The 12,858-nt window shown below is 28.7% G+C and carries 16 protein-coding genes and 2 other annotated features; of the genes, 13 read left to right on the top strand and 3 right to left on the bottom strand.

The genetic code is table 11. The features are described from left to right. Window positions 1-6: 6 nt before the first annotated feature. On the bottom strand, window positions 7-864 hold the full coding sequence (locus CLOBL_RS06170) for a LysR family transcriptional regulator (RefSeq protein WP_077858209.1): 858 nt from the start codon (window positions 862-864) through the stop codon (window positions 7-9). A gap of 186 nt (window positions 865-1,050) precedes the next feature. Between CLOBL_RS06170 and CLOBL_RS06165 the strand changes: the two genes are divergently transcribed. The 3 genes from CLOBL_RS06165 to CLOBL_RS06155 all read left to right on the top strand — a co-directional run bounded on the left by CLOBL_RS06165 (window position 1,051) and on the right by CLOBL_RS06155 (window position 2,954). Continuing rightward, window positions 1,051-1,590 (top strand): DUF4865 family protein, encoded by a 540-nt coding sequence (locus tag CLOBL_RS06165; protein WP_077858208.1) that lies wholly within the window; start codon window positions 1,051-1,053, stop codon window positions 1,588-1,590. Between the two features lie 360 nt (window positions 1,591-1,950). Then, window positions 1,951-2,397, top strand: coding sequence for a DUF2975 domain-containing protein (locus CLOBL_RS06160; RefSeq protein WP_077858207.1), 447 nt, complete (start codon window positions 1,951-1,953; stop codon window positions 2,395-2,397). Between the two features lie 11 nt (window positions 2,398-2,408). Next, entirely contained in the window at window positions 2,409-2,954 is a 546-nt protein-coding gene (locus tag CLOBL_RS06155) for a hypothetical protein (RefSeq protein WP_077858206.1), read from the top strand. Window positions 2,955-3,156: 202 nt separating this feature from the next. On the opposite strand, the gene CLOBL_RS06145 is transcribed toward CLOBL_RS06155, so the two are convergent. After that, window positions 3,157-4,713 (bottom strand): ABC-F family ATP-binding cassette domain-containing protein, encoded by a 1,557-nt coding sequence (locus CLOBL_RS06145; protein WP_077858205.1) that lies wholly within the window; start codon window positions 4,711-4,713, stop codon window positions 3,157-3,159. 346 nt (window positions 4,714-5,059) lie between these two features. Between CLOBL_RS06145 and CLOBL_RS27910 the strand changes: the two genes are divergently transcribed. After that, window positions 5,060-5,224: a hypothetical protein gene (locus tag CLOBL_RS27910; RefSeq protein WP_179117690.1), complete on the top strand. Its 165-nt coding sequence runs from the start codon at window positions 5,060-5,062 to the stop codon at window positions 5,222-5,224. 298 nt (window positions 5,225-5,522) lie between these two features. Here CLOBL_RS27910 and CLOBL_RS06140 read toward each other — a convergent pair whose 3' ends face one another. After that, entirely contained in the window at window positions 5,523-6,227 is a 705-nt protein-coding gene (locus CLOBL_RS06140) for a DUF6873 family GME fold protein (protein WP_077858204.1), read from the bottom strand. A gap of 224 nt (window positions 6,228-6,451) precedes the next feature. On the opposite strand from CLOBL_RS06140, the gene ytxC reads away from it, so the two are divergent. From ytxC to pheS, 9 genes are all read left to right on the top strand, one after another. Then, window positions 6,452-7,351, top strand: a complete 900-nt coding sequence (gene ytxC / locus CLOBL_RS06135) for a putative sporulation protein YtxC (RefSeq protein ID WP_077858203.1) — start codon at window positions 6,452-6,454, stop codon at window positions 7,349-7,351. A 29-nt stretch (window positions 7,352-7,380) separates the two neighbouring features. Then, window positions 7,381-7,506, top strand: a sequence feature (ribosomal protein L20 leader region). Between the two features lie 16 nt (window positions 7,507-7,522). Continuing rightward, on the top strand, window positions 7,523-8,044 hold the full coding sequence (infC, locus tag CLOBL_RS06130; protein ID WP_077858202.1) for a translation initiation factor IF-3: 522 nt from the start codon (window positions 7,523-7,525) through the stop codon (window positions 8,042-8,044). A gap of 21 nt (window positions 8,045-8,065) precedes the next feature. Further along, a complete protein-coding gene (gene rpmI / locus CLOBL_RS06125) occupies window positions 8,066-8,263 on the top strand; it encodes a 50S ribosomal protein L35 (RefSeq protein WP_009170233.1) in 198 nt (65 codons plus the stop codon). A 28-nt stretch (window positions 8,264-8,291) separates the two neighbouring features. Continuing rightward, on the top strand, window positions 8,292-8,651 hold the full coding sequence (gene rplT, locus CLOBL_RS06120) for a 50S ribosomal protein L20 (protein WP_009170234.1): 360 nt from the start codon (window positions 8,292-8,294) through the stop codon (window positions 8,649-8,651). Window positions 8,652-8,780: 129 nt separating this feature from the next. Beyond that, window positions 8,781-9,563 (top strand): RNA methyltransferase, encoded by a 783-nt coding sequence (locus CLOBL_RS06115; RefSeq protein WP_077858201.1) that lies wholly within the window; start codon window positions 8,781-8,783, stop codon window positions 9,561-9,563. Window positions 9,564-9,983: 420 nt separating this feature from the next. Beyond that, window positions 9,984-10,505 (top strand): GNAT family N-acetyltransferase, encoded by a 522-nt coding sequence (locus tag CLOBL_RS06110; protein ID WP_242953792.1) that lies wholly within the window; start codon window positions 9,984-9,986, stop codon window positions 10,503-10,505. A gap of 48 nt (window positions 10,506-10,553) precedes the next feature. Beyond that, window positions 10,554-10,730 carry a hypothetical protein gene (locus CLOBL_RS28475; protein WP_242953791.1) on the top strand — a complete coding sequence of 59 codons (177 nt, stop codon included), beginning with the start codon at window positions 10,554-10,556 and terminating at the stop codon, window positions 10,728-10,730. Continuing rightward, window positions 10,705-11,217, top strand: coding sequence for a class I SAM-dependent methyltransferase (locus tag CLOBL_RS06105; protein ID WP_242953790.1), 513 nt, complete (start codon window positions 10,705-10,707; stop codon window positions 11,215-11,217). Before CLOBL_RS28475 ends, CLOBL_RS06105 begins: the two co-directional genes overlap by 26 nt. A gap of 201 nt (window positions 11,218-11,418) precedes the next feature. Then, window positions 11,419-11,643: a binding site (T-box leader), on the top strand. A gap of 169 nt (window positions 11,644-11,812) precedes the next feature. Continuing rightward, window positions 11,813-12,832, top strand: a complete 1,020-nt coding sequence (gene pheS, locus CLOBL_RS06100; RefSeq protein WP_077858200.1) for a phenylalanine--tRNA ligase subunit alpha — start codon at window positions 11,813-11,815, stop codon at window positions 12,830-12,832. Window positions 12,833-12,858 lie beyond the last annotated feature (26 nt).

Genomic DNA, 12,858 nt, shown 5'->3' with positions numbered 1-12,858 from the left:
AGTTAATCAGTGAAAATTGGAGACATAGTTATTGGCTATATTAATAAAGCTTTTAAGCAAAGTGTTTATTTTTAAATTTTTATTAACTATAAACTTAACTTCTAATTCGCTAAAGTCACCTTTTAAATCATAAACAAAAAAATTATTATTTTTAGGTAAAATACTCCTTGGTAAAAGTGATATTCCTAGACCTTCAGAGATACCTTTAATAATAGATTCTAATGAATCAAATTCAATAATAGCAGCAGGCTTAGAATTATTATAAATTAACCATTTTTGTAACAGTTTACGATAAGGACAATTAGCATCTGAGGCCACTATTATTGGAGTAGTTAAGTTATTAATATCAGCAATGTTTAAGGAAGACACTAGTGCAAGTTCTTCCTTAAAAGTAATAACTTTTTTTATCTGTGAAGATGCAATGTCGCAAGATATAAAAGCACCATCTAATTCACCTTTTATAATCATATCTAGAAGGTTTTTTTGTTTTTCTGTTTTTAGTATTAAAGATACGTCTTGATTTTTCTCATAAAATAAAGAAAATAATTTTGGCAAAATTGAGGCGGAAATAGTTTGAGTAGCACCTATTTTAATGGCAGAAGTAACTTTAGCAGGAAGAAACTCATCATTAACTTCATCGATTAATTTAAGAATTTTATCTGTATATTTAAGTAATTTTTCTCCGTTAGCTGTAATTATAGTACCCTTATTGTTTCTAACGAATAAAGTAGTGTTCAATTTATTTTCAAGCAATTTAATCCGCATAGTTATATTTGATTGTGCATAACCAAGTTTTAAAGCGGCTTTTGATATAGACTTTTCATAAGCAACTGTTTGAAATATTCTTAAATCGTTAATTTCCATAGCGTAGGAACCTTTCATTTCATTAAAATTAATTTATCTTTGCTATCACTATTAGTGATATTAAAGATTATTTATAAGTATTATACAATTTTTATATGAGGAGTTAAACTGTAAGTGTAAAAACTAATAGATGAATTGAGTAATAATTTTACTTATAAAATAGAAGCGAAAAGGAGGTTAAAGGAAATGATAGCAATGCAATATAAGATTATACTACCAAGGGATTATGATATGAAAATAATAAAGGATAGAGTGAAAAATAACGGATATAAAACAGATGGATTTGAGGATTTGAAGTTTAAATTATATCTAATAACAGAAAAAGGAAAGAATAAAAGCTTACAAAATAGTTATTGTCCTTTATATATTTGGAAGGATAGTAATGGATTAAATAAGTTCTTATTTAATGGCTTTTATGATAACATAATAACTTCTTTTGGATGGCAGAATGTAAATGTAGGAATACCGTTAATTGATACAACAACAGAAAGATTTAAAGATAGTAAGTATTTATTTGAAATATCAAGAGAAATACAGCCACAAGAAAGCCTTAATAATTTAAAAGATAAAATAGAAGAAGAGATCCCTAAAATTAAAGAAACAGAATATATGGTTATTTATAATCCAGACAAGTGGAAATATAATGTATTTTACTTTATAGATGATTTAAGCAAGGTAAAATCAGAAGAGGGAATAATTTATGATATACTTCATATATCAATATAAAATTATGTATGAAGTAAGGATAAACTTGAAGAATTCTTTATAGAATAATTTTATAAATGTATGTAGAGAACGTGAAATGTCATATTATTGTCACAAATCTCTTGTACTAGACAAATATAAAGTAGTTAAAATATTATTTACCCAATAATTAAATAAATATTAATAAATATTAATCAGTATTCAGAATGGTCTATAACACCCTAGTAGATCATTCTTTTTTTATTTATGATAGATGTTTTAACGTATATTAGTGTACCTAATTGGATGGTCTTTTGGTATTCAAAACTAATAAATGTATGTTGAATATCTCCAATAAAAGTGATATATTGGTAATATTGTATTTAATAAGGAGATTTTTGCATGAAAAAACATTTAGTAGTTAGTTTTAGTAAAGTGTTATTAAACATTATATCAATTATGTTAGGATTATTAATATTAGGATTTATAACAACAGGATTACCTTTTAGATTTAATGTTAATACTTGTATTGGTTTTATGTTGGTTTTAATATATTTCTTAATAGTTTACGATTTGCGTAAGATTGTATATAGTACTAATTCAACACCATTTTCCCTAGATAATGTTAAGAGATTTAAAAGAATCGGATATTCTATGATTTTAATGGCAGTAATCGATGGAGTTATAAATTGGAAAAAGGAAAGCAATTTTGAGTTTATTGGTACACAATCTGGATCTCTTAAAGGAAGCTTTATTATGTATATTATAATAGCCTGTATAGCTTTAGTTTTAGGAGAAATATTTAAGCAGGCGGTTGAGTTAAAAAGAGAAAAAGATATTACGGGTTAAAGGTGCAGAGAATGGAGATTATTAGTGAAATTAATGGTATTAATTTTGGAATTTCAAAAGAATTTAAAAGTGAATATCTTAGTCCAATAATACAAAATCTACAGTTCAAAGCAGAAAATGAATGGGATGATTACAATGAAGTTTATCATTGTTGTAAATTAATTGAAGATGTTAAAAACAATAAAAATATGAATATGGACTTTCATATTATGAGGAAAGATGAAAAATGTTTAGGCATTGCTCTTGTTAGCAGTGGGATAATTGATTATAAGATGTTTTTTAAAGAACCTATATACATAGATGAAGATAATAAAGAGATTTTGATATTCAACTATTTTCATATATCTAAAGAAGGCAGAGGAAATGGAGAACTGTGGTTGAAGAAAATAATACAATATTATAAATATAAAAATTATAAAGCAATTTATTTAAAATCAACACATCCAAAGGTATTTTCTATGTATAATCGCTTGGGAATAGAAATAGGGGAATATTCAACTTTTAGTGATAATAAGTTATTGGAGCGAAAAGGGAAGATATTTAAGATTATACTTTAAAATACATCCGTATAAAAAAGGGACAAGTCTATAAACATTGATAAATTTAAATATTTCTTTTTAGATGCAGTAAAGGACTTAAGACGAAATATTATACTAATAGTTTTTTCAGTAATTAATGTATGTGCAACTTTTTTTATTGTTGGATTATTTAATTGTAAAAAGAACTGCTAGAATTCTAAGCAGTTCTTTTTTATAATCTTTATATTATTTTAGTTGTCCAATCTTCGCAGTTCCAAGTTTCTGTAATTATATCTCTATAAAATTCAGGTTCATGAGAAACTAAAAGAATTGTTCCTTTATATTCTTTTAAAGCTCTCTTAAGTTCATCCTTTGCATCAACATCTAAGTGATTAGTAGGTTCGTCTAAGATTAAGATGTTTGTTTCGTTGTTTAAAATCTTACAAAGTCTAACCTTTGCAGCTTCTCCTCCTGATAAAACTCTTATTTGAGATTCAAGCTGTTTTGTTGTAAGTCCGCATTTAGCTAAAGCAGCTCTTATTTGATATTGAGTGTAACCAGGGAATTCCTGCCATACTTCTTCTATGCAGGTATTGCGGTTATCACCCCTATCTTCCTGTTCAAAATAACCTATGTGCTGATAATCTCCAAGATGAACTTCTCCGCTTAAAGGTTTAATTTTTCCAAGTAAGCTCTTAAGTAATGTTGATTTACCAAGACCGTTAGCTCCAACTAAAGCTATTTTTTGTCCTCTCTCCATATATAAGTTAAGTGGCTTGGTAAGAGGTGAGTCATAGCCTATAACTAGATCTTTAGTTTCAAAGATTACTTTGCCTGAAGCTCTAGCTGTTTTGAAATCAAATTCTGGCTTTGGTTTTTCCTTTGAAAGTTCAATTACGTCCATTTTATCTAATTTCTTTTGTCTTGATTTAGCCATGTTAGCAGTAGCAACGTTAGCCTTATTTCTAGCAACGAAATCTTCAAGTCTTGCAATTTCTTTTTGTTGCTTTTCATAAGCAGCTTCTAATTTTTCTTTATTTATTGCATATATCCTTTGGAATTCATCATAATCTCCAACATATCGTGTAAGCTTTCTTTCATCTACATGATATATTAAATTAACTACTGAATTTAAAAATGGAATATCATGCGAAATTAATATAAATGCATTTTCATAAGCTTGAAGATATCTCTTAAGCCATTCTACATGCTCTTCATCTAAATAGTTAGTAGGCTCATCTAAAAGTAGAATATCAGGGGATTGAAGCAGCAGCTTTCCTAAAAGAATTTTAGTTCTTTGTCCACCTGACAAGTCATCGACATCTCTATCTAAGCCTAAATCTAAAAGTCCAAGACCTTTTGCAACTTCTTCAACCTTTGGATCAATTACATAAAAACCATTGTGATCAAGCATATCTTGAATTGTAGCTGTTCTTTCAAGCATTTTATTTAATTCATCTTCAGTACAGTCACCCATTTTTTCGTATAAGGAATTCATTTCTGCTTCTAAGTCAAAAAGATATTTAAATGCATCTCTTAAAGCATCTCTAATACTTTGTCCTTTAGTTAGTGCGGCGTGCTGATCCATATAACCAACTCTTACATTATTTGACCAGATTACATTACCCTCATCAGGCATAAGCTTTCCAGTTACTATATTCATAAATGTTGATTTACCTTCACCATTAGCACCAATAAGACCAACATGTTCTCCCTTTAATAATCTAAATGAAACATCTTCAAAGATAGCTCTATCCCCAAAACCGTGATTCATATTTTTAACTGTAAGTATGCTCATTGTTACCTCCTAAATTACAATAATTATATAAATTCGATAAAAAATATTAACCTAACTTTATTTATAATGGTCATTGATAAATTATCAATATCCATAATAGTTTAAATGATATAAATATAATATGTCAAAGTAATTTTAAAAAATTATCTTTAAAATTAATTGCATACTAGGATAATTATATATTTTTATTAAATTCTTATGTGATTTCGGTTGGTGACCACATAATGGAGATAAAATGAATTACTTGAATTTATTAAAAGAAATCAAACTTTTATTAATAATATTCCTATTTTGGGGCAAACTTATAGCATAAATAAAATCATTTTATAAAAGGGAGGAATTATACATGGTTGATTTTACTAAAGAAATAAAAGAAAGAGCAGAGAAGATGGGCTATGAAATGAAAGAAATAGCACAAGATATGGGAAGTGAAATGCGCAGCATGGGAGAGTTAGTGAAGCAAAAGGCTGAAAAATTAGGCGATGAAATAAGAAACAAAATATTGAGATAATTAATGAAGAAATAAAAAAGATAGTAAATTTGGAGGTTCCCATTTTTACTATCTTTTTAGTATGAAATATTTCTCTATAAATTATTTGTCTTTAGCTATAGGATACCCAAATTTCACATTTAACTAACTATATAAATATAGTTATATATTTGCTAGAGTTTATGTGATACTCTCACCAGAAATAAAAATGTGTGTTATTTTGGTAAGCTACCACATAAACCTAGTTTCAAAGCTGAATTATTTATATTTGCAAAAAGTAACATAAAAAAATAGAAATCATATTATATAGTGGACATGATTATAAGGTTAATAAACTACCTCTATCTATTAATTTTCCTTTTCTTAGTGCAATAGGTGAGACATCATATTTAGAAAGAAATCTCTTTATAGAATCTCCCCATTTGTAACTATCCAAATCACCAAAGAAAGCCATTTGATTGTCAGATATCATGCCGCCAACCCCGCCTATAAAACCGTAGTTTAATGAGGGTAGTAATATATCTCCAAAAGGAAGCAGAAGAATATCAAAACCATAATTTTTTAAAGATTTATAAAGTCCGTTATCATTTGTTATTAATGCATTTTCTCTCACTGGAAGGATAGAACATTTGGTATATCCCTGTGATACGTGTATATGTATCTTTGAGGCTTGCGAATTTAAAAGATTTTCATCACTATACTTTAAATTATGAATAAAATAGTTTTCTAAGATTAAAGAATTTAAAATAATATCACTGGGATATTTGCTGGCCAATGATTCTTTTGAAATAATGTAGTTTATATTATTTGATTTTAATAATTCCTTAAAATTTTCAGAAATATTTTTCTGAATAATAATAGCATTAGCTGAGTTGTTATTAAGGACATTTAATTGAATATCAGGATGACCGTTTATAGCCTCATATACATCAGTACATTTTGGAATCAATATTGGATTTAGATTTAATTTTGAAAGGTTTAATAGTTCTTCTTTAGTAACTCTGTAATCAATAAAACAATGCATATAGCGCTCCTTATTATATATGTAATTGATATTTCATTAATTAAAAAAATTAATATTTAAGCATCATGTTGAATTTAAATTATATTGTGGACTTCAAAATGAAAACTGTCAATTTAATTATTTCAATATAAAAAATTGGACACAGTTGCATTAAAATTAAAATTTAAATTCTGCATATCCTTAAATTTTTAATACATACTAATATTAAGAAGGGAGTGAAATCCATGCTTATTCTAAAATTAGCTTATAGCGAAGACATAACCATTTCCCGCGATCTACAAGAGCTAAGAGAGTTACTGAAGAAGAAAGATATCGTTATTGGATTTGTTGAAAGTATAGAAGGAAAAACTCACATAATTAAAATAATTTGCGAAGAAAATTCTTACAATGAAAAAATAGAAGAAATTACTAATTTATATGTTAGTAATATTTTATATAGAATAGTTATTGAAAATTATAGAAAGAAGGAAATGCTTGAATTTCTGACAGACAACTATTTTTTCTTGAAGCAAAGTGAAATATTAGAAGTTGAAGATGAAATATTAAAGGTATTAAAATGTGAAGACATAGGAGAAAATGAGGAGTCGATATATTGTTTAAATAAAATAAACTCCATGATAGAAAAAATTAGAGAGTGTATATGTGAAAAGCAAGAGATAAATATAGATGGTTTTATAACCTTTAGGATGAGAAAGCTTAGAAACGATATAGAAAAGGTCATAGATAAGGTAGTAGAAAGGTATATGGTAGAAAAGGAGTATAAAGAATTTATCAAGCTCTTAAAGTATTTTGTGGAATTACAAGAATGTAAAATAGAAGAAATAAATATAATAATAGAGAATAACAATAATTATCAGGTAAAAGATAAAGCTGGTAAGGATTTATATTATGATTTTTTTAATGAAATTGCAACGGAGCAAGGTAAATTAGATCTTAATATAGAGGATGTTTTAATAAGTGGTCTTATAACTAATGCGCCTAAGAATATAAAAATTTATGGAAAAGAGAACTGTACCAATAAAGAGTTTTTAGATACAATAGAAAATGTATTTGAAAATAGAGTTACTTTCTGTGACATAAATGATGAATATAAAGTTGAAAAAATAATAGCAAAAAAATATTGACATGTATTAGTAATGATGTTATACTCATATTCGTTAAGAAGAAACAGCCGTTTCTCACCCTACAGTGTTAAGTCTACTAGTGCGGGTTTACATGGATATCTATGCAATGAGTATTGATAATGTGAGACGGCTTAAGGCCGTCTTTTTTATTATGCATGTAATTTTTCGGAGGTGAAAAATATTAATAAAGATTTTCCTATAAATGAACAAATTAGAGAAAAAGAACTTAGAGTAATTGGAAGTGATGGGGAACAGCTAGGTGTTATCTCATCAATTGAAGCAAAGAGACTTGCTGAAGAAAAAGAACTTGACTTAGTTATGATTTCTCCTAGTGCAAAACCACCGGTTTGCAAGATTATGGACTTTGGTAAGTTTATATATGAGCAATCAAAAAAAGAAAAAGATGCTAAGAAAAAACAAAAAGTTATAAGTATTAAAGAAATAAGAGTAAGTCTAACGATTGAGGAACATGATATTGACATAAAAGCAAAAAATGCTAGAAAGTTCCTATTAGATGGAGATAAAGTTAAAATCACTGTTAGATTTAGAGGTAGAGAAATGGAACTTGGCCATATAGGACAAAAGATTCTTGATAACTTTGCAGCTAAATTAGAAGATGTCTGCCTAATAGAAAAAAGACCTAAAAGGGAAGGCAGAAGCATGACAATGGTTTTAGGGCCTAAAAAGGCATAACTTGAGAGGAGGATTTTAATCATGCCAAAAATGAAGACTCATAGAGGAGCAGCAAAAAGATTTAAAAAGACAGGTACAGGTAAACTTAAGAGAGCTAAAGCTTTTAAGAGCCATATCTTAACAAAGAAGAGTTCAAAAACTAAGAGAAATCTTAGAAAAGCTGGATATGTTTCAGAAACACAAGTAAAAGTAATGAAGAAATTATTACCATACCTATAATATAGAGGTAGTGCAGGAGGTTTAAGTAATGGCAAGAGTAAAGAGAGCGAAGAATTCTCGTAAAAATCATAAAAAAGTTTTAAAACTTGCAAAAGGATATTATGGCGGAAAAAGCAAGTTATTTAAAACTGCTAATGAATCAGTTATAAGAGCATTAAGAAATGCTTATGTTGGAAGAAAGAATAAAAAGAGAGATTATAGAAGCGTATGGATCGCAAGAATCAACGCTGCTACAAGAATGAATGATTTATCATATTCTAAATTCATGAATGGAATCAAGTTAGCTGGAATAGACATAAACAGAAAAATGTTATCTGAAATAGCTATCAACGATCCTAAAGCATTTGCTGAATTAGTAGAAGTAGCTAAAAAACAATTAAATGCTTAATACATAAAATGCGGCTTAAGTCGCATTTTATTTTTATATACAAATATATTACATACTCTAGAAAATGATGGAGTATAATATCTATGGCTTGTTTACTAGACTATGTATGTGATTTTGAGGTGTAGAGCTTTGATATTTATTGAGAGTAAAGAAAACAATCTATTTAAGAATACAAAAAAACTTAAAGAGAGAAAGAACAGAGTTAAAACTAATAAGTATATAATTGAAGGATTTAGACTGGTTCAAGAAGCATTCAAAGCAAAAGTTGATATAGATTATTTAATTGTAGCTGAAGATGCAGAGGATAAGGTTGGTGAATTTTTAGGCGAATATATAAATGATGAAATGAAAATTTTTAAAATAAGTAATAATTTATTTAAAGAACTTATTTCTACAGAAAACCCTCAAGGAATACTGGCAGTCATAAATATGAATACAATGGAGCTTAGATCAGAAGGGGATTTCTATCTGCTTTGTGATAAACTTCAAGATCCAGGTAATCTAGGGACTATAATAAGGACAGCTCATGCAGCAGGGGTGAGTGGAATCGTATTAACTAAAGGCACTGTAGACATATATAATGAAAAGACCATAAGATCTACAATGGGTTCTATATTTTATATTCCTATTCAATATGATGATGAGGATTTTTCGTTAGTAAAAGAACTAAAAAGTAAAGGCTTTAATTTAGTTGCTACTTCTTTAGATGCAGATAAAAACTTTTTTGATGTAGATTTAAAAGGCAAAGTGCTTTTAACTGTTGGAAACGAAGGTAATGGAGTAAGTGAGGAAGTATTAAGCATGGCAGACACAAAAGTAAAGATACCTATGCCAGGTCAAGCTGAATCCTTAAATGTAGCAATAGCTGCATCTGTTATTATGTATGAAAAAGTGAGACAAAATGAGTTGTAATAATTGTTACAACGCGCAAACCGGACTTAACCACAATCAACCGAAATCAAATACATTTGTGTTACGCAGGACTATGAAAATTTCGCTGAAAGCACTAAATGGGAGCTTGCATCAACTTTAGCCTGCTCCAGTCATTCGGCTGGACAAGCAAAAGTTGAACAAGTTCCTATTAAGTGCTTTTATTATCGAAATTTTCAAATGCCTGCTACACACAAATGTATTTGATTTCTGGCGTAGATATTGGTGCAGTGTTTTGTAAATGTATTAACTGATTCTGTGAGTATCCAAACTGTAGTAAAAGTTTGAAAAATATGGTATAATTATTCTGCAAAAGTAAATGAAGATTTAATAACTATTTTTAAAATGAAGTTGAAATGAATGGGTGTGTTATATGTGATTTTTGAAAGTAAGAGGATAAAGTTGAATGATGGAAAGGAATGTGTTTTAAGGAGTCCTGTCATGGAGGATGCTGAAAAATTGATTGAGTATTTAAAACAAATAGCATCAGAAACAGACTTTTTGACAAGATATCCAGAAGAAGTATCTATAACTTTGGATGAGGAAGAACAATTTATTAAAGAACTTAATAAGAGTAATAATAATGTTATGATTTCAGCTTTTATTGATGATAGACTTGTTGGGAGTGCAAGTATAAGTCCCATTGGAGATAAGATTAGAGTATTACATAGAGCAACTTTTGGAATAGCAATTATACAAGATGCGTGGAATCTTGGGATAGGAAATGCTTTGATAAGAGAAATTTTAGATTGTGCCAATAGAGCTGGTTATGAACAGATTGAGTTAGAAGTGGTAACTCGGAATCAGAAGGCCATAAAACTTTATGAAAAATTTGGATTTAAAACCTATGGAACGAGGGAGAATGCTTTCAAATTTAAAGATGGATCTTATAGTTCGGATTATTTAATGATGAAAGTTTTGTAAATATAAGTTGTTTCAATTAAATCTAAAAAAAGTTTTTGGAGAGAATTTATGATTAAATCGAAAGTTTGGGATTGGAGTGAAAATGAAAGCGACTACTGGTTAAAACCTTGCATAGAGTCTTTTTATTTAGTTGAAATGTGGAAAGCAAAAGGATTTAAAAAGTTACTTGATTTAGGGTGTGGATATAGGAAGACGTTCGGTGTTATTTGCACAAAATGGATATGAAGTGAAAGCTGTAGATTTATCTGAATATGCTGTAAATAACTTAAATAATTGGGCGGAAAGAGAACAGCTATCTATAAAAACAGAAGTATGTGATATGCTTAATCGACCATTTGAAGATGAAACCTTTGATTGTTTGATAGCTTACAATGTCATTTATCACACTGATATTCAAGGATTTATTAAATCTCTTGAAGAAATTAGGCGGGTACTAAAAAGAAATGGAGAAGTATTTATTACTTTGATTTCAAAAAACACATATTCATATCAAAGAGCTGAACAGTACAAGCGTATTGATAGTAATACTATTTTGAGAGATGAGGATGAACCAGAAAAAAATGTACCGCATTTTTATGTTGATATAGAAGATATAAAAACATATTTTTCAGAATTTGAGTTTGTTATTCCGACCTTAGAACAGACAGAATATAATGTGGAAAATTCAGATTACTATTCTAAACATTTTAATTTATTCCTAAGAAAGAAATAGTGTTATAAATAACTGAATCATGATACAAGTAAATAAGTATCTACTTTTATAAATAGATTGTTTTAGGAAGGAAAAAATTGATGAAACAAATAGAAACCGAAACACAACATATTACTTATTTCGGTAAGTTGCGCATAAACTTAGAAAAGGTATTGATATTTTTAGAATTTATTTGTATAATAAGTTGTATTAACCATATATATAAAAACTGTGAATGAGAAAGTAGATATTAGAAAAGTTTTAAGGGAGAGAAGGTCATAGACTGCAAGCCTTCTTAAATAGTATAATATCGAAGTTCGCTCAGGAGTTCTAGCTGTGAAATTAATAGTAGTAGCTAGCGGCAAAGAAAGTCGTTAATTAAATTAAGTTGGGTATCTTTATTTAAGATTCCAATTAGGGTGGTAACGCGGATATTTCGTCCCTTTTTATGAGGGGGGCGTTTTTTTATGCAAAAAAATCTATTCAATTGCTTAATTGGCAGGTGGCAGTAAATTAAAAGCTGAAAAATATTATATGCATAAAATCCTGAGAGTCTTTTAAAATTACCCGCAGCAAATTGCAAATTAGAAATTGAATTTTTGGAAGGAGAAAGAACATGAAAGAAAAACTTAAAGAATTACAAGAACTTGCATTAAACAAAATTGAAGCTGTTAAAACTAGCAGCGAATTAGAAGAAATAAGAGTAAAGTTCTTAGGTAAAAAAGGAGAACTTACTACAATATTAAGAGGTATGGGAGGGTTATCTCCAGAGGAAAGACCAATAGTAGGAAAGCTTGTTAATGAAGCCAAAGCCGTTGTTGAAGAAAAATTAGAAGGAGCTTTAAAAGCTATTAAAGGAAAAGAAAAGGCAGAAAAGCTTGCTGGTGAAACTATAGATATATCACTTCCAGGAAGAAAGAAAGTTATAGGAAAGAGACATCCTTTAGATCTAACTCTTCAAAGTATGGAAGAAATATTTATTTCAATGGGCTTCACAATTGAAGAAGGACCAGAAGTTGAATTAGATCATTATAATTTTGAAGCTTTAAACATTCCTAAAAACCATCCTGCAAGAAGTGAACAGGATACTTTATATATTAATGATAATATAGTTCTTAGAACTCAAACATCACCAGTTCAAGTTAGAACTATGGAGAATCAAAAGCCACCAATAAAAATGATATCACCTGGTAAGGTATATAGATCAGATTCAGTGGATGCTACTCATTCACCTATATTTTATCAAATGGAAGGTTTAGTTATTGATAAAGGAGTTACTTTTGCTGATTTAAAAGGTACTTTAGAATTGTTTGCTAAGAAGATGTTTGGCGATAAAGTCCAAACTAAGTTCAGACCACATCATTTCCCATTTACAGAACCATCAGCAGAAATGGATGCAACTTGCTTTGTATGTGGTGGTAAAGGCTGCAGAGTATGTAAGGGCAGCGGCTGGATAGAACTTTTAGGATGTGGAATGGTTCATCCAAATGTTCTTAGAAATTGTGGTCTTGATCCAGAAGTCTATAGCGGATTTGCTTTTGGTTTTGGTGTTGATAGAATGGTAATGTTAAAGTACGGTATAGACGATATAAGATTACTATATGAAAGTGATATGAGATTCTTAAATCAATTCTAGAAACTTAAGAATTTATAAATTTAAGA

This window comes from Clostridium sp. BL-8, assembly GCF_002006495.1.
Lineage (GTDB): Bacteria > Bacillota > Clostridia > Clostridiales > Clostridiaceae > Clostridium.
Note: the sequence above shows the minus strand (reverse complement) of the source record. Positions and strands in the feature narration are given on the sequence as shown.

Coding starts and splice junctions, on each gene's coding strand:
- CLOBL_RS06170 (WP_077858209.1), bottom strand. CDS start 864: ATGGAAATTAACGATTTAAGAATATTTCAAACAGTTGCTTATGAAAAG.
- CLOBL_RS06165 (WP_077858208.1), top strand. CDS start 1,051: ATGATAGCAATGCAATATAAGATTATACTACCAAGGGATTATGATATG.
- CLOBL_RS06160 (WP_077858207.1), top strand. CDS start 1,951: ATGAAAAAACATTTAGTAGTTAGTTTTAGTAAAGTGTTATTAAACATT.
- CLOBL_RS06155 (WP_077858206.1), top strand. CDS start 2,409: ATGGAGATTATTAGTGAAATTAATGGTATTAATTTTGGAATTTCAAAA.
- CLOBL_RS06145 (WP_077858205.1), bottom strand. CDS start 4,713: ATGAGCATACTTACAGTTAAAAATATGAATCACGGTTTTGGGGATAGA.
- CLOBL_RS27910 (WP_179117690.1), top strand. CDS start 5,060: ATGGTTGATTTTACTAAAGAAATAAAAGAAAGAGCAGAGAAGATGGGC.
- CLOBL_RS06140 (WP_077858204.1), bottom strand. CDS start 6,227: ATGCATTGTTTTATTGATTACAGAGTTACTAAAGAAGAACTATTAAAC.
- ytxC (WP_077858203.1), top strand. CDS start 6,452: ATGCTTATTCTAAAATTAGCTTATAGCGAAGACATAACCATTTCCCGC.
- rpmI (WP_009170233.1), top strand. CDS start 8,066: ATGCCAAAAATGAAGACTCATAGAGGAGCAGCAAAAAGATTTAAAAAG.
- rplT (WP_009170234.1), top strand. CDS start 8,292: ATGGCAAGAGTAAAGAGAGCGAAGAATTCTCGTAAAAATCATAAAAAA.
- CLOBL_RS28475 (WP_242953791.1), top strand. CDS start 10,554: ATGATTAAATCGAAAGTTTGGGATTGGAGTGAAAATGAAAGCGACTAC.
- pheS (WP_077858200.1), top strand. CDS start 11,813: ATGAAAGAAAAACTTAAAGAATTACAAGAACTTGCATTAAACAAAATT.